The sequence below is a fragment of the Arthrobacter rhizophilus genome, from assembly GCF_026241105.1.
In the GTDB taxonomy this organism is placed as follows: domain Bacteria; phylum Actinomycetota; class Actinomycetes; order Actinomycetales; family Micrococcaceae; genus Arthrobacter.
Genome location: NZ_JAPFFT010000049.1, coordinates 1 through 19,799, shown reverse-complemented (window position 1 = coordinate 19,799; position 19,799 = coordinate 1). Strand labels below are relative to the sequence as shown.

Sequence of the window (19,799 nt, the reverse complement as noted above, 5' to 3'; positions counted from 1 at the left end):
CTACATCTTCCGACCGAAAGAAGGCCTCCTGCCCGGAAACTCAACGAATCCAGACAAGAGGCCGACGTAACTTCGGTTTAGGCCGCGTTGGCTCGGGCCGCGCTTGTTCAGGCCGAGCGCAGCACTTCCGCGGCCGTGCTGCGGACCGCCTCACTCACGGCGTCCAGTATCCGTGACGGTGTCCGCCACCGTTGCCAGTGCAAGGGAACGTCCAACGGCCGCTCGGGAGCGAGTTCCACCAGGTGCCCATTCTCTATGTCCTGTTTGCACTGCGCCTCTGGCAAGAGTCCCCATCCGAGACCCAAACGAATGGCATCAGCGAACTCCTGGGTGGACGGAACGTAGTGACGCGGCCCGGCCGGTTCCATCCCACGTGCCGCGCCGCCTATGAGTTCCAGGAAGCGCTGCTGGTACTGATCCTTGCGATCAAAGTCCACGGCCGGAGCTTCGCGGAGGGAGGCGACGTCCACGCCGTCGGGAAGCCAACGTGCCCTGAATTCCGGAGTGGTGACGGCGCGGTATCGCATGCTTCCCAGGGGCTCCACACGGCAGCCCTGTACCGGCTCGGGGGTCGCCGTCACGGCAGCCATCACTGTTCCGGCGCGCAGCATCGACGTGGAATATTGCTCATCGTCCCGGTGGAGGTCGAAGACGGCGTTCAACTCCGCGGGGACCCTGGCGAGGGCCTTGAGGAACCAAACAGCCAGGGAGTCCGCGTTGACCACGATAGGCACCGAGACCATAGGCGACTCGCCTGGCAGACCCAGCTCAAGTTCGGCGTCGGCCTCCAGCTGGGCGAGCTGCCGCGCGAGCCTGAGAACCACCTGTCCTGACTCCGTCGCCTGGACCGGATTGCTGCGCTGCAGCAATACCCTGCCGGATGCTTGTTCCAGCGCCTTGAGGCGTTGGGAGACCGCCGACGGCGTGACGTTCAGTAGCCGGGCAGCGGCGTCGAGTGTGCCTTCGGTGAGCACTGCGGCGAAAGTGTGCAGCTGTTCGGAAGAGAATCTAGCCATAAGATGATCTTACGGTGCCTAAGAATGTTTAGCTGGACTAATGCTGGCGGCGAAACCTAACCTCGAAGGATGAACTCGCCTGACATCCTCCATGCTGCCGGGCTTGGTCTCGGTACCGGCCTGGCCCTCATCGTTGCCATCGGTGCGCAAAACGCCTTCGTCCTCCGGCAAGGAATCCGTGGCGAGCACGTCGGACCAATCGTCGCGGTGTGCGCCATCTCGGACGCCGTGCTCATCGCGGCGGGGGTGCTCGGCACAGGTGCCCTCATCGCAGCGGCGCCGGCCGCCGTCGTCGTACTCCGCTATGTTGGTGCCGCATTCCTGGTGACGTACGGGGTGATGGCGGCGAGGCGGATACTCAAGCCGCAAGCGCTCTTGTCTGCGGACCCGGGGTCCCCGGACGCCGGACGCGGTGGACTGGCGCCCGCGTTGGCCACTGTCCTGGCACTCACCTGGCTCAACCCCCACGTCTATCTGGATACCGTGCTGCTCCTGGGATCTGTGGCGAACGCACAGGCGGATGGGCTCCAGTGGTGGTTCGGCGCCGGAGCGATGCTGGGCAGCATCCTGTGGTTCTGTTCGCTCGGATTCGGCGCGAAATTGCTCCGCGGCTTCTTTGCGCGCCCGGCATCCTGGCGAATCCTCGACGGCGGGATTGCCGTCACTATGGTGGGGCTCGGCGTCGGGCTGGCTTTGGGCAGCTAACCCGCCGGCTGCCACGACACCCCGGCAATTCTCACAACAAGCATCCAGTCAACTCCCAGAAACTGGGAGCATCATGAATGCTATGAAAAAGAACGGCCCCGAAGCCAAGCTCCTCGTCGTCGACGACGAACCCAACATCCGCGAGCTGCTGTCCACCTCGCTGCGTTTTGCCGGTTTTGAGGTCGTTGCGGCGTCGAACGGGCGCGAAGCCCTCGCTGCCGCCGATCTCCACTCTCCGGACCTCGCGGTACTGGACGTCATGCTCCCCGACATGGACGGGTTCACCGTCACCCGCCGCCTTCGTGCCGCGGGAAAGCACTTCCCTGTCCTGTTTCTGACCGCCAAGGATGATACCGAAGACAAGGTCATGGGCCTGACCGTAGGCGGCGACGACTACGTCACCAAGCCATTCAGCCTGGATGAAGTTGTGGCGCGGATCCGCGCTGTACTGCGCCGCACGCAGCCTATGGAAGACGACGACGCCGTCATCCGCGTGGACGACCTGGAGCTCGACGACGACGCCCACGAGGTCCGCCGCGGCGGCACCATCATCGAGCTGTCGCCCACCGAGTTCAAGCTGCTCCGCTACCTCATGCTGAACCCCAACCGAGTGCTGTCCAAGGCGCAAATCCTGGACCATGTCTGGGAATACGACTTCAACGGAGACGCCTCGATCGTGGAATCCTACATTTCCTACCTCCGACGCAAAGTGGACATTGACCCGGACGCAGCTGCGCTGATCCAGACAAAGCGTGGCGTGGGCTACGTACTGCGGACGGCCGAGAAACGCTGACTTTGTTTAACCGTTGGAAGTCGGCCTCCCTCAGGTCGCAGCTGGTTGCCATCATCATGGGACTGCTGCTCCTTGCCCTGGCCGCCACCGGCGCCGGGACGCTGACGCTTGTCAAGAGCTACCTCCAAGGGCAGGTGGACGACAAGCTCAAGACCGCCGTCCAGATCGCCCAGCAGCAGCAATCTTTTGCCAACCTGTCCGAGCCTAACCCGGCCGTGCCCACGGACTATTCCCTGACGCTCTACGTCCAGGGCCAGCCGCCCTATCCGTTCGGCGGCAGCAAGACCGATCGGCCGGGCATCGCCAACATCAGCCCGGTTGAAGCCAAGGACCGGAACTACGCGCCCTTCCAAGTGGGTGGCACCGCCGGCGGCAATTGGCGTGTAGTAGCAGTCAACGTCGTGGACAACCGGACCGGGCAAAACGCAGTGGTGATCGTCGGGCTGCCCCTGTCTCCCGTGGACAAGGTCATGGAACACGCCACCCTCGTGGTAGTCGGCGTCGGGCTCCTGACCTTGGTGCTCGCGTTCTTCATCGCCACCTGGACCGTTGCACGCTCCTTCCGCCCCCTCGCGCGCGTTGAAAAGACGGCGGCCGCTATCGCCGCTGGTGATCTCTCGCGCCGCGTGGAAGTCGAGAATCCGGTCACTGAGGTCGGCCGCCTAGGCGGCTCCCTCAACGCCATGCTCGCCCACATCGAATCGTCCTTTGCCGCGCGGGCGGCTTCCGAAGCCCGAATGCGGCGATTCGCAGCCGACGCCTCCCACGAGCTGCGCACTCCCCTGGTCACCATCCGCGGGTTCTCCGAGCTCTATCGCCACGGAGCCCTTGCGACGCCGGAAGACGTGGGCACCGCCATGGGCAGGATCGAAAGCGAAGCAAAGCGCATGGGATCCATGGTGGAAGACCTGCTCCTGCTTGCCCGCCTGGACGAACAAAGGCCCCTGCAGCTCAAACCGGTGGACCTGCAGCTGCTGGCGAACGACGCCGCCGTGGACTCCCTCGCGACATCCGGCGAGCGGAAGATTTCACTGACAGGGCTCGACGGCGGGGCGGCCGCCCCTGCGCCGGTCCAGGGCGACGAGGCCAAGCTTCGGCAGGTCCTGGGAAACCTGGTGGGGAACGCCCTGCGCTATACGCCCGAAGGAACGCCGATTGAGCTCGCCGTCGGGGTTCGGAACACTCCGTCGGGGATGTTCTCTGTTCTCGAGGTGCGGGATCACGGCAGCGGCATTCCGGCCGAGGAGCTGCCCAGGATCTTCGAACGCTTCTACCGCGCGGATACCTCGCGCACGCGGGAGACCGGCGGCAGCGGCCTGGGGCTTGCCATTGTGGCCGCTATCGTGGGCTCCCACGGCGGCACGGTAAGGGTCGAAGAGACCGACGGCGGCGGGGCCACTTTGGTTGTCAGCCTCCCTTTCCAGGACGATGTGTCCGAGGTGCCTGAAGACGCGAGCGTTGCTGAGGCGGAAATCTCCGACTAGCGCCGGCCGGGTTGGCGGAGCATTCAGGGCTGGGGCGGCAAGTTGTCCACATAGGCGGGTTCGGCTCTGGCAGGGCCGTTCGGCGGCTTTTAGGCTCGATTCGTGGACCACAAGCCAGCCGCATCTGCGGACACCTTTAGTTGAAAGGCAACGCCCCATGAGCGTCATTTCCGTCGATACCGAACTGCTCCAGCTCAAATCCGCCAACGTCAAGGCCACCGTAGATCGCATCAGCGCCGACGTCCAGGCGATGAAATTCGGCCTGGACGAACTTCAGGCCACGTGGAAGGGATCTGCGGCCAACAATTTCCAGGCCCTCGTCTCCGAGTGGACGTTGACCCAGAACAAAGTCGAGGCCTCGCTGGCATCCATCAATCTGGCGCTGTCCTCCGCCGCGGCAACTTATCTGGAGGCCGAGCAAGGCAACACCCAGCGGTTCAGCTACTAGGCGCCCTGGCGTTGTCCGGTGGGGCGGTGCTTGCGCTTCCCCACCGGATTCCGGACTGACAACCAATTCTCTGCCGCGGTGCTTCTCCGTCGCTACTTCTCGGGGGTCGACTGGTGGAAACGCAAGCGCCACCGGCCGTCGCCGAGCACCCAGATCGAACTCCGCAGTGCCGGGCCGGTTCGTCCATAGCTCCGGTAGCTGAGCAGAATGGTGTTGCTTGAAATACGGTCCGCGGAAATGACCTCTACCTCGGCGGTTTCGCCTGGGTTGTCCTCCAACGCCATCATGAGTTCGTCGCGGGACCAAATACGACCCGAGCTGCCAATCTCGGTGAAATCCGGGTGAAGCAGCATCCCCGTACGCCCAAGATCTCCTCTGACGTCAGGCCTCAGGAGCTCCCTCTCAAGAAGAACAACAGTGTCTTCGTCCGGGCGCCCGCCACTCTGGCTAAGGGGTGCAACCTCTTCAAACCCTGCGAACAGAGTGGGCTCGATGAATGTCTCTGGCTCTGCGAACGCGTCCGGCCCGGCGCCCCTCACCGACTCATGGGAAAGATCCTGATCGCCGAACAGTGTGAGGTCTTCGTCCTGGGCGTCAGCGCCGTCGAAAAGCGACGGTGGTTCCACAGTTACGGCGCGGCCTGAAGGCCCCGTTGGGCGAGGAGAGCGATTGAGGGGCTCGGATCGTCCGGGTTCATCGGCTCCCGGGTAACCCGGGCCGCTGGGAGCGGCTGTACCTTGCTGGTATGCAGTGGCGACGGCACGGGCGCGATCGTCGGCGGCCTCGTTGAGGTCGTGACCTGCATGGCCCTTGACCCACTCAAACGTGTATTTCCGGCCGACAATGGCCTGGTCGATATCCTTGAGCAGATCGACATTCAAGACAGGCTTTCCGTCTGCCTTGCGCCACCCCTTGCGCTTCCAGCCTGGCATCCACTTGGTGATGCAGTTGATGACATATTGGCTGTCGCAGAGGATCTTCAGCTCTTCCTGGGGAACATGTGCCGTGGACCGGAAGAGGTCCAGCACGGCCATGAGCTCGCCCTGGTTGTTGGTTCCGTGCGGCCACCCGCCGGCCCGCCAACAAGAGTCGTTCACGTACCAGGCCCAACCAGCAGGCCCGGGATTGCCGAGGGCAGAACCATCGGCGGCAGCAATAATCGTCATGGTTTCCATCCTGCCAGACCACCCTGACACTCCCCGACCTCCAGACCCCCGAACGACGCTCCTTCACTTTTGGGCCCAAAAATTCAAACCCTCCTTCAGCTCTTGCGCCCAATTCCCAAATCCTCCTGCAGTAGAAGTGAGCGAGCGTCGAAAGGACACCCGACGTAAGTGAACGAGCGTCGGTTAAACGGCGACGGCGGCCCCCACCTGAGGTGGGAACCGCCGTCGTGCGTGTGGCTTGTGAGCTAGCGCGGGGGCTTAGAAGCCGCCCATGCCGCCCATGTCGTCGCCGCCACCCATGGCCGGAGCGTGCTTCTCCGGCTTGTCGGCAACGACGGCCTCGGTGGTCAGGAACAGACCAGCGATGGAGGCAGCGTTCTGGAGTGCCGAGCGCGTGACCTTTACGGGGTCGTTGACGCCGGCAGCCAGCAGGTCTTCGTAAACGCCGGTTGCAGCGTTCAGGCCGTGGCCCGACGGCAGGCCGCGGACCTTGTCGATGACAACGCCCGGCTCGAGGCCAGCGTTGTAAGCGATCTGCTTGAGCGGAGCGTCGATGGCAACGCGGACGATGTTGGCGCCGGTTGCTTCGTCGCCTTCGAGCTGCAGGTTGGCGAATGCCTTGGCACCGGCCTGGATGAGGGCAACGCCACCACCGGCGACGATACCTTCTTCAACGGCAGCCTTCGCGTTGCGGACAGCGTCCTCAATGCGGTGCTTGCGTTCCTTGAGCTCAACTTCGGTTGCGGCACCGGCCTTGATGACTGCAACGCCGCCGGCCAGCTTGGCCAGGCGTTCCTGCAGCTTCTCGCGGTCGTAGTCGGAGTCGGAGTTCTCGATCTCGGCACGGATCTGTGCAACACGACCGGCGATGGCGTCGGCGTCGCCGGCACCTTCGACGATGGTGGTCTCGTCCTTGGTGACAACGACCTTGCGGGCGTTGCCGAGCAGTTCGAGGGTTGCGTTCTCGAGGCTCAGACCGACCTCGGAGGAGATGACCTGGCCACCGGTGAGGATGGCGATGTCGGCGAGCTGAGCCTTGCGGCGGTCACCGAAGCCCGGAGCCTTGACGGCAACGGACTTGAAGGTGCCGCGGATCTTGTTGACGATCAGGGTGGCCAGGGCCTCGCCCTCGATGTCTTCGGCGATGATCAGCAGCGGCTTGTTGGACTGCATGACCTTCTCCAGGACCGCAACGAGTTCCTTCACGTTGGAGATCTTGGAGTTGACGATCAGGATGTACGGGTCTTCGAGGACCGTTTCCTGGCGCTCTGCGTCGGTGACGAAGTAAGCGGAGATGTAACCCTTGTCGAAGCGCATGCCTTCGGTGAGCTCAAGCTCCAGGCCGAAGGTGTTGGACTCCTCGACCGTGATGACGCCTTCCTTGCCAACCTTGTCCAGGGCTTCAGCAATGAGGTTACCGATTTCGGAGTCGCCAGCAGAGATGGAAGCCGTGGCTGCGATCTCTTCCTTGGTTTCGATTTCCTTGGCGGAAGCAAGCAGCTCGCGGATGACGGCTTCAACAGCCTTCTCGATGCCGCGCTTGAGGGACAGCGGGTCGGCGCCGGCAGCTACGTTGCGCAGGCCTTCCTTGACCAGTGCCTGGGCCAGAACGGTGGCGGTGGTGGTGCCGTCGCCAGCGACGTCATCCGTCTTCTTGGCAACTTCCTTGACCAGCTCGGCGCCGATCTTCTCGAACGGGTCGTCCAGTTCGATCTCCTTGGCGATGGAAACACCATCGTTGGTGATCGTGGGGGCGCCCCACTTCTTTTCGAGGACGACGTTGCGTCCACGCGGGCCGAGGGTGACCTTGACGGCGTCGGCGAGGATGTTAAGACCCCGCTCGAGACCGCGGCGTGCCTCTTCATCAAATGCAATGATCTTGGCCATAACGGCGGTAGTCCTTTCGGGACAGTCGTTAAGAAGGTGCCTTCACTGCGGTGCCCGCGACGGACGATCCTTCACATTCGGCCTCTGTACGCCGCGTGGTCCGGATCTCACCCCAGCAAGGTGTTCTTTGTTCTCCCAAGCACCCCCACCACTTCCAAGCGGCCGGAGCCACACGAAGAATTAGCAGTCAATGCTTGAGAGTGCTAATCAATAATTAGCACTCACCCGAGGAGAGTGCAAGCAGAAGTGTCGGAAAATAGTCGCCACGCCGGGCGAATTCGCTATCGGCACAGCCAATCACGGCGTCCGTGAGGCGGTCTCTTTGCCGCTGACGCGCGCCGTGTTGTCAGCGCCATACGTGAAGACCATGTAGTTGGACGAGGTAACGTCCCCGTTGGCGTCGAATCCGATGGTGCCGGACTCGCCGTCGTAATCAGGGAGCTTCGCTCCCTTCAGCACCTCGAGGCAATCCTTGTATGACGCACAGGATGTGCGCTCTTTCGAGGCCGCATCACCCGACGTCGGACGCACCCCGCCGGATACGGTGGTGAGCCAAGCGGCGATCGAGGCCCCGGCGTCGTCGTTCGCTGCAGCGGCGGCAATCGCCGCGAGAGTGACGGCGTCGTACGTTTCGGCTGCATACGTTGTGTCCTTGAGATTGGGGGCGATCCCCGTCAGCCCGGCTTGGAACTCCACACTCGGGAAGACCCCGGGGAGAATGCCACGCGCGCCGTCAAGCCCACCGGCACCGAGCGTGGTTCCGTATTGGCGGATAGCGCCATCGCTCAAGAGCAGCTTCTTGCCTTTCAGCCCCGCGTTCAGAAGCTCGGCCAGGGCGCCCTGGGCACCGTCACGGGCAACCACGACGACGGCGTCCGGCGTGCCGGACTTGATGCTCGCCGCAGCCGGAGCTGCTTTGCCGGCCGCGAATTCCACGTTGGATACGGCATCCATTCCGAGGCCGCGGGCAGCGTCCATGACTGCTCCGGAGACACGCGTACCGTAGTCCCCGGCTTCGTGCAGGACGGAAAGCCTCTTGGCGCCGGCGTCGTGCGCCAGCTTCGCCAGAACACTTCCTTGCGCGGTATCGGCGGCCGAGGTGCGGAAGTAGAAGCCGCCGCTCTTGTAGCTACTGAGTCCGGAGGCGGTGTTGGAAGGCGAGATGAGCGGAACCCGGGCGGGTGAGAGAACGTCGATAGCGGCGACAGCATGGCTGGAATCCGTTGGCCCCACGACCACGTCGGCGTGAGCTCCAAGCAATGCCTTGGCTTGCGCCGCAGTGTCAGCGGTGAAGGCCGCAGCGCTGCTGCCGTCACTGGCGGCCGACGCCGGAAGCAACTCAACAGGGTGGCCTTTGTATCCGCCGGCGTCGTTGATCTGCTTGACGGCCAGCTTGGCCGCCGCCAGCTCTGAATCGTTGAGGAACGCGGAACCACCGCTGTTGTCCAGAATCACCCCAACGCGCAGGACGCCGTCGCCGCTCGGCGTAACAGCATCAAGCCTGGCGTTGCCTACGGTGGCGGAGCATCCGGCCAGTGCTAGTGCCAAAGCAGCACCGCCTGCCAGAAGAGAAACTACCCGGGACCGGCGCCCTCCAAAGGGCCGGGACAGCCTTGTTGCCGCAACACCCACTAGATAAGACGCACGCTTTCTGCTTGCGGGCCCTTTTGGCCCTCGCCCAGTTCGAACTCGACCCGTTGTCCTTCTTCGAGGGCACGGAAGCCATCCATCTGGATAGCGGACCAATGCACAAAGATGTCGTCACCGGACTCATCCACGGTGATGAATCCGTAGCCCTTTTCGGCATTGAACCATTTGACGGTTCCCAAAGCCATGATCCCCACACTTTCAACTAGCGGTGGCCGGCTTCCGGGATCTCCGGGCCAGCTCACAACTACTGTAACCACAGTCACGTTGCAGTACCGCAACCTTGGGTGTGGGTGGCAGCAATGTTATTGAGGCGTAACCGAGTTCTACTTGTATCCCGGCCCCAGAATGACAACCACTGGCTGCGGGAATTCGGCACTGTCCACGAGGTTTGCGATGCCCAGCAGCTTGCCGAGGGCTTCAGCGTTGCCTTTCTGGGCCGGGCCCTTGTAAAAGACCGACGATGTCTGCTGGGGCATGCCGCCCCAGTTCGCGACCGTGGACAGCGGCCAGCCCCCGCCTTGCACGACGCCGGCCACCCGGGCAGCCAGGCCACCGGTGGCGGTGCCGTTGTAGACCGCGACTGTCGCGGTTTTGTCCAGCGGCGCCGTGGTAGGCGTCGGCGCGCTGGAAGAGGTGTCACCCGGCTGGCTGGATGGCTGCACCGGGCTGCTCGCAGAAGTGCTTACCGACGGTGCCGGGGCGGAGGCCGCGGCGCTTTGCTTGGAGGCGTTCGCGGTAACGGCCGCTTGCGGCGTCGTCGAGGACGTAAACCCAAGCTTCGGAAGGATGAGGAACGCAACGAGCCCTACAGCCAGCGCAATGCCACCCAGAAGGAGCACAGGCCATAGTGCGGGGCGGGAAGCGGTGGCGACGAGCCGGTGGACACCCTGCCGCGATGAGCTCTGCGGGACGCGGTCGAATTCATCCCGGGCAAATTTGGTCATGGTGAAGCCTTGTCCTTGCTGCTTGCTTGCTGGGGGATCAGCGTGTGCTTTACGCGTCAGAACCAAGGCGGCGCGCCGTGCGGGCCCTCTGACGTGACATACGTAGTCTACGCAATCTCTTGACGAGCATAGGATCGTGCGTCAATGCTTCCTCGGTGTCGATGAGAGCATTGAGGAGCTGGTAGTAATGGGTGGCCGAAAGATCGAAGAGCTCCCTAACGGCCTGTTCCTTGGCCCCGGCGTACTTCCACCATTGCCGCTCCAAGGCGAGCATCTGCTGTTCGCGCTCGCCCAGCGGCGAGTCGCTGCGGATTCCTGCGGACAGGTCTTCGAGCACCAATCCAGTTGCTTCGGACGCCATGGATTCCCGTGCGGGTTCTGCCACGACACACTCCTTCGACGCATTGACTGAAAATGTCCCACCCCCATGGTACCGGGCGAATAACATCGTTGTCATTCGCCCCGCCGCCTCCAGTGGAGCCGCTTTCCCCCAGAGACCGCTTACAGGGACAATGGCTGGATGGCAGGCGAAGAACCGTTGTTTGAGCTTGAATCCGAAGATCACTCCGCCGAATTCGAGGCACTCCCGGAAAAAGCCTGGGAGGACCTGATGGCTCCGGACTGGGCCGAGGCGCTTTCCGGCGTCGAGGACGAGTTGCGCTCAGTGCTGGCCTTCGTGGCGGGCGAGGCCGCCCGCGGAACCCAGGTGCTGCCTGCGGCGTCGAACATCCTTCGTGCTTTCCGGCAGCCGCTTGCCGACGTCAAAGTGCTGCTCCTGGGCCAGGACCCCTACCCGACGCCGGGACACGCCGTCGGGCTCTCTTTCGCGGTTTCCGGGCAAACCCGGCCCATTCCCCGCAGCCTTTCAAACATCTACCGGGAGATGGAGTCAGATCTCGGCCTGCCGCCGCGGGTGCACGGCGATCTCTCGGCTTGGACAGGCCAAGGGGTTCTCCTGTTGAACAGGGTCCTGAGCGTCGCCGCGGGTGCGGCCGGCTCGCACCGGGGCAAAGGCTGGGAGGTCATTACGACGGCGGCAGTCACCGCCGTCGCCGCGCGCCGCACAGTTGCCGGGCAGCAGAGTCCGCTCGTCGCGATCCTGTGGGGCAAGGACGCCGAGAGGGTTCAGGCCCTGCTCGGCGGCGCCCCCGCGATCACTTCCGCGCACCCCAGCCCGCTGTCGGCGTCGCGGGGTTTCTTCGGCTCACGCCCGTTCAGCCGGGCCAACGCCCTTCTCCGTTCGCAGGGCGCAGACCCCGTCATCTGGGAACTTCCACCGTTGCCCTAGCTTAGGCTTGCCTACATGACATCTTTGCCCGCGACGTCGTCTGCGTCCCGCAATACCCGCCCCCAGGTGAACCTGACAGTGCTGCGCACGGAGCAGCTTTCGCCCCACATGGTGCGCATCATTGCAGGTGGACCGGGATTTGCCGGTTACGCGAACAACGACTTCGTGGACCGGTATGTGAAGATCGTGTTCCCGCAGCCCGGCGTCGACTACGAGCTGCCGCTGGATCTCTGGGCCATCCGCGAGACCATGCCGCGCGACCAATGGCCGTACACCCGCACCTACACCATCCGCTGGGTGGACGAAGCCGCCCAGGAACTTGCAATCGACTTTGTGGTCCACGGCGACGAGGGCCTTGCGGGCCCATGGGCCCTGGCTGCCCAGCCCGGCGACGCGCTGGTCTTCACGGGGCCGGGCGGCGCCTACAACCCGGCGCCCGACGCCGACTGGTACCTTTTCGCGGGCGACGACGCCGCGCTCCCGGCGATTGCCGCGTCGATCGAATCCCTGCCGGCTGGCGCCAGGGGCCTTGCTTTCCTTGAGGTCGATAGCGACGCCGACATCCTTGATATCGCCGCGCCCGATGGCGTGGAGCTGCGCTGGCTGTTTCGCTCCGGAGTCCCGGCAGGATCGAGCTCGATCCTGCTCGATGCCTTGGGCGAGGCAGAGTGGTTGCCCGGCCGGGTGGATGTGTTTGCGCATGGTGAACGCGGCTACATGAAGGGCCTCCGGGATATCTTCTTCAAGCAGCGCGGGCTGGAGCGCTCCCAAGTATCGCTCTCCGGATACTGGGCCCAGGGTCGCGTTGAGGACGATTTCCAGGCGGAAAAGAAACTCCCGATCGGGCAGATCTAGAGCCCCCGCGTTTTGGGGGCTCTAGCGGCCTCCGCGGCTTAGCGCCTGCGCACGCGGCGACGCTCGTTGCTGGCCAGTCCCTTGGTCAACGGGCGGGCAAGATTGTCTCCCAGCACAATTCCCGCTGCCACACCCAGCACGATTGCGCCCGCGTTGAGCATGCCCCCCGAGCCCAGCAAGACGTCCGCTTCCTGAACCGTCAAAACATACATGGACCGGAATATCTTCAGTCCGGGCAACAGGATGAGGGCCGCAGGGACGGCCACCACCAATTGCGGTGCACCGAGTTTGAGCGCCACCATGCGCGCCAACAAGCCGATGATCACGGCGGAAATCGCAGGCGAGAGCCGGTCTCCGATGCCGAGGTTGGAGGCCCCCCACAAGACGAAGTAACCCACCAAACCTACTGCCGCCGTCGGGAGCAGTAGTTTAAGCAGGGTCTGTTCGGTGATGCCGATGGCAATCACAGCCACGGCGATCAGGATCGCCTGGCCCCACAATGGATACGCCTCGGGGAATGTTTGGGTGACGTCGATCGCGACGCTGCCCGTGAGATCGCCAACAACCACCGCGACGGCGATCCCGGCGACGATCGCGCCGAAGGTCAGGATGGTGGACAGGAAACGTCCGGCCGCCGTGACCGGGAATCCGTTGATAGCGTCTTGCACCGAAGAGACGAGCCTTCCCGTTGGCAACAGCAACAGGATGCCGCCCGCCACGACTATGGATGGCGGGATGTCTGCCCCTGCCCAGCGCAGCATGAACGCGATAAACGTGACCAGGAAGGAGCACGCAGCCGTCACGAAGAAGTCCGGCGTACGCCACTTGCCCAATTGCCGGGCCACGAGGTTGATGAGCATGTTGGAAACGAAGGCCAGGGTGGAGGCTCCGAGTCCCCCTCCCAGTACGCCGACGAAAGCAGCGGAGAAGACGCCGAACGCCATAGTGACGATCCACCGCGGATAGGGCTTGCTGCTCCGGATGATGTCATCCAGCCGGCGGACGGCTTCTGCCCTGCCCACGCCGCCAGCCACGATGTCCGTGACGAGCTGGTGCACTTGGGCCAACCCCGCATAGTTGTTGGTCCAAGAGCGGACTACCCGGAGCAGGGTGAGCGGAGTCTGGTCCTTGGGCGCATAGTTGATCTGGACCGACTGGTTGGTGATGTCCACTTCGATGTTCTTCAAACCGAGTGAAGCCGTGACCGCGATGATGCTGGTCTCGACTTCCAGGGCACCGGCTCCGTAACGAAACATGGATTCGGCCATGTGCAGCGCGAAATCGATGGTCTTGCGGGCCGAAGCATCTACACCGCTCACTTGGATGGTGGGGTTGGCGTAGGGGCTGCCCGCGAGGCGGTCCACGATGCTCATGGGGGCGGTGGGAGGATTCTCGCCCTGGACGAGCTTGCGAAGCATGCGTTTGGCGTTGACATTCTGGCGCACCTGCGATGGCTTCAGGGGCTGCGTCTTGGGCAAGCCGTCCGTGTTGGGCCTGTTTTCGGGGCGGTCAGTCACGCGGGTATTCCTCCAAAGGGCGGGGCTCCTCCAAATATTGGGTGTTCCACAGACGATTGACGGGTCAGCGCTGCGATTCTAGTAGAACTGCTGGCCCGTCCGGCGGGTGTAGATCTGCCGGGCGATGCGTTCTCCGGCAGCGGTCCACAGCTTGTATTTCAGCGGGCTGATGACTTGGTCATAGCAGCCTACGAAGTCGGTGACGGTCTTGCTGAAACTGGTCTTGAACAGGCCGAGTCCGTGGAACGGGTGCGAGGTGTCCTTGAGCCGGTCCGCGGGCGGAGTGCCACAGAAATCGTACTCGGTGCAGCCCAGTTCCTTGACCTGGTTGATGGCCGTCCACTGGACCAAATGCGAATCACCGTACTGTGCGCGCTTCTGCAGCGAACCGCCATCCTTGTACGTGCCTTTCCGGCCGTAGTTGATGACGAAGGCCCCAACGGAGGGGACACCGTTTTCGAAGACGAACAGGAGCCGGCCTTGGCCACGGTCGATGAAATTGGTCCAGAACTGGCGGTAGTACCCGAATTCGCGGACCCGTACCTGGGACTTCGCCTCGACGGTGTTGGTCATCAGCGCATACATGGAACGGAAGTTCTCTTCCGTGGGCTCCATGGTCTGGACTTCGACGCCTTCACGGATAGCCCGGCGGACCGCGTTGCGTCCGCGGGAATGGAGGTTACGCAGTAGCTGGTTCTCCTCCGGGGAAATATCCAGCAGGGCTGTGGAGTCGTTCGGCTGCAGGTTGGGGGTCTTGACCACACCCGTGGCCTCGATCGTGGCGCGGGCGTGGTCGCTGAGGACAATGTCCGGCTCGATTTTGACGGCGAACACTCCGAGCTTGCCCCGCTTTGCGAATTCCTGGTTGGCCTTGACGATCCCCGGAATGTCCTCGACCCCGGCGACGTCCGGGCCCTTGATGAGGTACCAGAGCTTGCCGAGCAACGGAAACGACTTCTCCAGGACCAGGTTGTAGCTGCTGTAGTCCTGGGTTTCGTAAACGAGGTGCAGGGGCTTCCAGCCGAAGTGTTGTTTCACGTCAGCGAATGCCTCGGATTGGAGGAGGTTGCCGCCGTTGGGATTGGCCGTGACGTGTTTGTCCCAGTGTTCGATTTCCTCGGCGGTGGCAAAGCGTGCGGTAAATTCTCGCAAGGGGGCCGTGTCCAATCAGTTGCGTACTTGAGGCAGCAAGCACCGGTGTGCGGCGCAGGCGTTCAGGCTCAAGTCTATCGGCCCCCAGGACGAGCTACAGCCTGATCTGTTCCATGGCCTCCAAGTGGATGGACTTCGGTTTCTCCCCAAGCTCCCGCTGGCCCTTGGCGAGGCGATCGGCGTTGACTAGAACGTCGAGCGACAGCCCGGTAACGTCCTCGATCTCCTTGATGGGCACCTGGAATGTGCGGAATGGTCCCAGCGGCGGCGGTTCTTCGGCGAGAAGGCGTTCCTTGGTGACCTTCTCCATCTCCACCACGTCCAGCAGCGGGGTCTGATCCACCACGAAGCCGGCGGCACCGAGTTCGGCGTCGTTGGTCCACGCAGCAATCTTCCAGAATTTCCGCGGCACGTGCACACCGCGGTACGGAGGGTCGTCATCCCGGAAGACCGGTCCCGTAAAGACGCTCATCCTGGCGCCGAAGGCGCCGGCATGGCCAAGAACGTGGTCCTCAAGACCGGACCACAATTGCTTGCCTTGGTTGAATTTGTCGATCTGGGGTGCCGCGTTAGTGAACACGAACGTTTCCTGGTTGGCGGTCTTGGCCGTAGCAGGGTCCCCCCACACGGGGTCCAACCGGCGCACAAGATGTCCACGATCGAAGGCATTGTTCGCATAGACGTCCGGACCGGCCTGCTGCTCTTCGGGGACCCTGGAATCGAAATGCCAGGTTCCTTCGCGTGCCAAGGGGTCCAATTGGCTGCCCTCGATGTTCACCGCCACAATTGCGGCCAACCTGCGATCAGGACGGAACCGCACCGAAAAGTGGGTGTAATCAAGAAGAATCGTCGTTTCCGACGGACTGGGCAGCTCAAGGCCTGCCCGCAAAAATTCACTGCTGTATCCCCCGCTCATGGATACATGATGGCACTGGGGTACGACACTGAACAGACATTAGCTGAACTCGACAAGCCCGATCGTTTATAGGTGACGGAAGACCGTCAGCACTCCACGACGTTGACGGCGAGGCCTCCCATGGCGGTTTCCTTGTATTTGGAGGACATGTCCTTGCCGGTTTCGCGCATGGTCACGATGACCTCGTCCAGGGAGACCCGGTGCGTACCGTCACCCCAGAGCGCCATCTTCGCGGCGTTGATGGCCTTCGCCGCGGCGATCGCGTTGCGTTCGATGCACGGGATCTGCACAAGTCCGCCGATCGGATCGCACGTCAGGCCCAGGTTGTGTTCCATCGCGATCTCGGCCGCGTTCTCCACCTGCCCCGGGGAGCCGCCCATGACTTCGGCCAATCCGGCGGCGGCCATGGAGGAGGCAGAGCCGACCTCGCCCTGGCAGCCCACTTCGGCACCGGAGATCGAGGCCTGCTCCTTGTAGAGCACCCCGACGGCGCCCGCGGCGAGCAGGAACTTCACGATCGTCTCGTCGCGGTCCTGCTGCGTGGCTTTGTCCATGCCGGGGGCGAAGTGCAAGGCGTAATACAGCACGGCGGGGATGATCCCCGCGGCTCCGTTCGTCGGGGCGGTGACCACGCGCCCGCCGGAGGCGTTCTCCTCGTTCACGGCCAGGGCGATCAGGTTCACCCATTCCTGCCAGTACTTCGGGTCCCGGTAGTCGGGGTCCTGGCCTTTGGTTTCCTTCAGGAGCCGCTCGTGCCAGTCCGGGGCCCGACGGCGGACCTTCAGCCCGCCGGGCAGCACGCCTTCGCGCTTCAGGGACGTTTCGACGCATTCCTCCATGACGGAGTAGATGTGCAGCAGGCCTTCGCGGATTTCCTCTTCGGTCCGGGAGGCGCGTTCGTTGATGAACATGATGTCCGAAATGCCCAGTCCCTTGGAGGAACAGCGGCCCATGAGCTCCGCGGCGGTCCGGAAGGGCAGCGGGAGTTCCTTCTTGGACTCCTCCAGTTCCTTCTGCGCGGCGTCTTCCTCGCCCTCGCGGACGATGAAGCCACCGCCCACGGAAAAGAACGTGGCCTCGTGCAGCACATTGCCGTCGGCGTCGGAGACGGAGAACTTCATCCCGTTCGTGTGCCGGGGCAGGATCGTGAGGGGGTGCAGGATCATGTCCGCCTCCCCATACGGCAGGGCCACCCCGGATTCGGGATCTACGGCGCCACCCAGGTTCAATGTGCCGGTTTCGGCGATCGAAGCGAGCCGTTCCTCCACCTCCTCGGGGAGGATCTCCTCGGGGTGATAGCCCTCCATGCCCAAAAGCACCGCCGTCATGGTCCCGTGGCCCCTGCCCGTGGCCGCCAACGAACCGTACAGATCAACCCGGAGCGACACCACACGCTCAAGCGCACCGGAATCCTTGAGTTCGCCCGCGAACACGGCCGCGGCACGCATCGGCCCCACGGTATGCGAACTCGAAGGACCAATCCCGATAGAGAAAAGATCGAAGACGCCAACAGCCATGTCGGTTCCTAACTAGATATGTGGTGGTTGGGTGAGCTGGCTCCGGAACCAACCCGGAACCGGAGCCAGCCGCGGAGAACCTCAGCTGAGGTTCGCGACGCCCGGGTAGAGCGGGTGCGCGGCGGCGAGGGCTTCCACGCGGTGACGCAGGCCGGAGAGGTCCGCGTCGGCGTCGGCGATCAGTGCCTCGGCGATGATGTCCGCAACCTCGCGGAACGCTGCCTCGCCGAATCCGCGCGTTGCCAGTGCCGGGGTGCCGATCCGCAGACCGGAGGTCACCATCGGCGGGCGCGGGTCGAACGGAACCGCGTTGCGGTTGACGGTGATGTCGATCTCGGCGAGGCGGTCCTCGGCCTGCTGGCCGTCGAGTTCGCAGTTGCGCAGGTCCACGAGCACCAGGTGCACGTCCGTGCCACCGGAAATCACGGAGATCCCCTTGGCGGTGACGTCGGGCTGGATGAGGCGCTCGGCCAGGATCCGGGCACCGGCCAGAACGCGCTCCTGGCGTTCCTTGAACTCTTCCGAGCCGGCGATCTTGAAGGCCACGGCCTTACCGGCGATCACGTGCTCCAACGGACCACCCTGCTGGCCCGGGAAGACAGCCGAGTTGATCTTCTTGGCGATGTCGGCGTCGTTGGTCAGGATGATGCCGCCGCGCGGACCGGCGAGGGTCTTGTGCGTCGTCGAGGTCGTGACGTGAGCGTGCGGGACCGGGGACGGGTGCAGGCCGGCGGCCACCAGGCCGGCGAAGTGCGCCATGTCCACCATCAAATACGCGCCCACCAGGTCCGCGATCCGGCGGAACTCGGCGAAGTCCAACTGGCGCGCATACGCGGACCAGCCGGCCACGATCAGCGCCGGCTTGTGCTCCAGGGCCAGGCGCTCCACCTCGGCCATGTCGATCCGGTGGTCCTCTTCGCGGACCTGGTACGGCACGACGTTGTACAGGCGGCCGGAGAAGTTGATCCGCATGCCGTGGGTCAAGTGCCCGCCATGGGCCAGGTTCAGGCCCATGATGGTGTCGCCCGGCTTAATGAGGGCGTGCATTACCGAAGCGTTTGCCTGGGCACCGGAGTGCGGCTGCACGTTCGCGTACCCGGCACCGAAGAGGGCCTTCACCCGGTCGATGGCCAACTGCTCGATGACGTCCACGTGCTCGCAGCCACCGTAGTAACGCTTGCCCGGGTAGCCCTCGGCATACTTGTTGGTCAGAACCGAGCCCTGCGCCTGCATGACGGCCACGGCGGTGTGGTTCTCCGAGGCGATCATTTCCAGGCCCGAACGCTGACGGTTCAGCTCGTCGTCGATCTTCGCAGCGATCTCCGGATCCAGCTCGGACAAGAGCGTGTCCAGGCTGGGCGAAACAACCTGCTCGAACACAGCGGTTCCGTTCGCGGCGCTCACAGCTCGCCACCGTTCTTGGAAGCGTACTCCTCCGCGGAAAGCAGCGGACCGTCGGACTCGGCGGCCACCTTGAAAAGCCAGCCCGCACCATACGGATCGTTGTTGATCAGCGCAGGATCGTCGACGACGGCGGCGTTCACTTCGGTGACCTCGCCCGTCACCGGGGAGTACAGGTCCGATACGGACTTGGTGGACTCAACCTCGCCGCAGGTCTCCCCCGCAGTCACAGCGGAGCCGACCTCGGGCAAGTCAACGTACACAATATCGCCGAGGGCATCGGTGGCCACGGCGGAGATACCGACAGAAACAAGGTTCCCGGCTTCGCGGGCAACCCACTCGTGCTCGTCGGAGTACTGCAGTTCAGGTGCAACTTTTGCCATGTTTTTTCCTTTGCGTTGGTCTAAAAACAGTTGTGGTCAGGTTACGCGGCGGGGGCCGCCATCCTCTGCGTGCTGCTCCTTCGTCGCTTTGACGCACGCTGCCGGATGCCGCTCCCCCACCGCTAGAGGCATGTTCAGTTTTCGAGGCCAACAGTTCCGGAAAAGAACGCTGGCCCTTTCGGTTTTAGTTGTGGACCCGTGGTTCCCGTTGGCCGATTCAGTTCTCGTGGGCCAACCTGCGGCAGGTGGCTCATCATCTAGCACCTTTGGCTTTCGAAAGCGAGCCAAAGGTGCGGACTGAGCTGTACCCGAAGCGAGCTGACCGGAAGGTGAGATACAGGCCCCTTCGGGGACCGGCATCCGGCAGCATGCTCCCCACCGTCTCCCTAACCTCGCAAGCTCGGCCAGGGAACCCGAACGGTGTGGGCCCCTTCGGGAGCGGCACGTCCGCCCAGCGGGCGTCTTTCGCGACCGAGCCCGCAGAGGATGTCGGTCCCGACGGGCTAAACGCAACCACAGTCACGCACCCCCCGGAACCGCGAGCCAACCGAGACTTACTTGGCTCGCTTGTAGAACGGTAATCCGACAACCTCGAAGGGCTCTGCTTTGCCGCGCAGGTCTACGTCCAGCGCCGTGCCGGGTTCTGCGTGTTCGACGTCGACATAGGCCAGCGCCAC

Annotated in this window: 20 protein-coding genes; 6 read left to right on the top strand and 14 right to left on the bottom strand. The window is 63.6% G+C overall.

The window, feature by feature from the left end:
- Nucleotides 1-107: 107 nt before the first annotated feature.
- Entirely contained in the window at nt 108-1,016 is a 909-nt protein-coding gene (locus tag OOZ51_RS21440; protein ID WP_265981944.1) for a LysR family transcriptional regulator ArgP, read from the bottom strand.
- Between the two features lie 69 nt (nt 1,017-1,085).
- Between OOZ51_RS21440 and OOZ51_RS21435 the strand changes: the two genes are divergently transcribed.
- From OOZ51_RS21435 to OOZ51_RS21420, 4 genes are all read left to right on the top strand, one after another.
- A complete protein-coding gene (locus tag OOZ51_RS21435) occupies nt 1,086-1,721 on the top strand; it encodes a LysE/ArgO family amino acid transporter (protein ID WP_265981943.1) in 636 nt (211 codons plus the stop codon).
- 82 nt (nt 1,722-1,803) lie between these two features.
- Nucleotides 1,804-2,514: a response regulator transcription factor gene (locus OOZ51_RS21430; RefSeq protein WP_265981946.1), complete on the top strand. Its 711-nt coding sequence runs from the start codon at nt 1,804-1,806 to the stop codon at nt 2,512-2,514.
- 2 nt (nt 2,515-2,516) lie between these two features.
- On the top strand, nt 2,517-3,998 hold the full coding sequence (locus OOZ51_RS21425) for a sensor histidine kinase (protein WP_265981942.1): 1,482 nt from the start codon (nt 2,517-2,519) through the stop codon (nt 3,996-3,998).
- A 157-nt stretch (nt 3,999-4,155) separates the two neighbouring features.
- Nucleotides 4,156-4,446, top strand: a complete 291-nt coding sequence (locus OOZ51_RS21420; protein WP_265981941.1) for a WXG100 family type VII secretion target — start codon at nt 4,156-4,158, stop codon at nt 4,444-4,446.
- A 92-nt stretch (nt 4,447-4,538) separates the two neighbouring features.
- Here the strand turns inward: OOZ51_RS21420 and OOZ51_RS21415 are convergent, their stop codons facing one another.
- The 6 genes from OOZ51_RS21415 to OOZ51_RS21390 form a co-directional block, all read right to left on the bottom strand.
- Nucleotides 4,539-5,612 (bottom strand): ribonuclease HI family protein, encoded by a 1,074-nt coding sequence (locus tag OOZ51_RS21415; RefSeq protein ID WP_265981940.1) that lies wholly within the window; start codon nt 5,610-5,612, stop codon nt 4,539-4,541.
- A gap of 258 nt (nt 5,613-5,870) precedes the next feature.
- The gene (groL, locus tag OOZ51_RS21410) at nt 5,871-7,499 is read right to left on the bottom strand and encodes a chaperonin GroEL (RefSeq protein WP_265981939.1); all 1,629 of its coding nucleotides are present in this window, start codon (nt 7,497-7,499) and stop codon (nt 5,871-5,873) included.
- Between the two features lie 297 nt (nt 7,500-7,796).
- Nucleotides 7,797-9,047: an ABC transporter substrate-binding protein gene (locus OOZ51_RS21405; RefSeq protein WP_265981938.1), complete on the bottom strand. Its 1,251-nt coding sequence runs from the start codon at nt 9,045-9,047 to the stop codon at nt 7,797-7,799.
- An 83-nt stretch (nt 9,048-9,130) separates the two neighbouring features.
- Nucleotides 9,131-9,334, bottom strand: coding sequence for a cold-shock protein (locus OOZ51_RS21400; protein ID WP_265981937.1), 204 nt, complete (start codon nt 9,332-9,334; stop codon nt 9,131-9,133).
- Between the two features lie 138 nt (nt 9,335-9,472).
- On the bottom strand, nt 9,473-10,093 hold the full coding sequence (locus OOZ51_RS21395) for a LytR C-terminal domain-containing protein (protein ID WP_265981936.1): 621 nt from the start codon (nt 10,091-10,093) through the stop codon (nt 9,473-9,475).
- 49 nt (nt 10,094-10,142) lie between these two features.
- A complete protein-coding gene (locus tag OOZ51_RS21390) occupies nt 10,143-10,478 on the bottom strand; it encodes a DUF3263 domain-containing protein (protein ID WP_416346417.1) in 336 nt (111 codons plus the stop codon).
- A 135-nt stretch (nt 10,479-10,613) separates the two neighbouring features.
- Between OOZ51_RS21390 and OOZ51_RS21385 the strand changes: the two genes are divergently transcribed.
- Nucleotides 10,614-11,381 carry a uracil-DNA glycosylase gene (locus OOZ51_RS21385; protein ID WP_265981935.1) on the top strand — a complete coding sequence of 256 codons (768 nt, stop codon included), beginning with the start codon at nt 10,614-10,616 and terminating at the stop codon, nt 11,379-11,381.
- Between the two features lie 15 nt (nt 11,382-11,396).
- Nucleotides 11,397-12,236, top strand: a complete 840-nt coding sequence (locus OOZ51_RS21380; protein WP_265981934.1) for a siderophore-interacting protein — start codon at nt 11,397-11,399, stop codon at nt 12,234-12,236.
- Between the two features lie 38 nt (nt 12,237-12,274).
- Here OOZ51_RS21380 and OOZ51_RS21375 read toward each other — a convergent pair whose 3' ends face one another.
- The 7 genes from OOZ51_RS21375 to OOZ51_RS21345 form a co-directional block, all read right to left on the bottom strand.
- Nucleotides 12,275-13,654 carry a threonine/serine exporter family protein gene (locus tag OOZ51_RS21375; RefSeq protein WP_416346418.1) on the bottom strand — a complete coding sequence of 460 codons (1,380 nt, stop codon included), beginning with the start codon at nt 13,652-13,654 and terminating at the stop codon, nt 12,275-12,277.
- Nucleotides 13,655-13,831: 177 nt separating this feature from the next.
- On the bottom strand, nt 13,832-14,905 hold the full coding sequence (locus OOZ51_RS21370) for a lipid II:glycine glycyltransferase FemX (RefSeq protein WP_265981932.1): 1,074 nt from the start codon (nt 14,903-14,905) through the stop codon (nt 13,832-13,834).
- A 94-nt stretch (nt 14,906-14,999) separates the two neighbouring features.
- Nucleotides 15,000-15,821 (bottom strand): DNA/RNA non-specific endonuclease, encoded by an 822-nt coding sequence (locus tag OOZ51_RS21365; RefSeq protein WP_265981931.1) that lies wholly within the window; start codon nt 15,819-15,821, stop codon nt 15,000-15,002.
- Nucleotides 15,822-15,907: 86 nt separating this feature from the next.
- Nucleotides 15,908-17,338 carry an L-serine ammonia-lyase gene (locus OOZ51_RS21360; protein WP_265981930.1) on the bottom strand — a complete coding sequence of 477 codons (1,431 nt, stop codon included), beginning with the start codon at nt 17,336-17,338 and terminating at the stop codon, nt 15,908-15,910.
- Between the two features lie 81 nt (nt 17,339-17,419).
- Entirely contained in the window at nt 17,420-18,742 is a 1,323-nt protein-coding gene (glyA, locus tag OOZ51_RS21355) for a serine hydroxymethyltransferase (protein WP_323054822.1), read from the bottom strand.
- Complete coding sequence (gene gcvH, locus OOZ51_RS21350; RefSeq protein ID WP_265981929.1) at nt 18,739-19,122, bottom strand: glycine cleavage system protein GcvH; 384 nt, start codon at nt 19,120-19,122, stop codon at nt 18,739-18,741. The genes glyA and gcvH overlap by 4 nt, the downstream gene beginning before the upstream one ends.
- 554 nt (nt 19,123-19,676) lie before the next feature.
- On the bottom strand, nt 19,677-19,799 hold a 123-nt coding region (locus OOZ51_RS21345), incomplete at its 5' end, for a glycine cleavage T C-terminal barrel domain-containing protein (protein WP_323054823.1).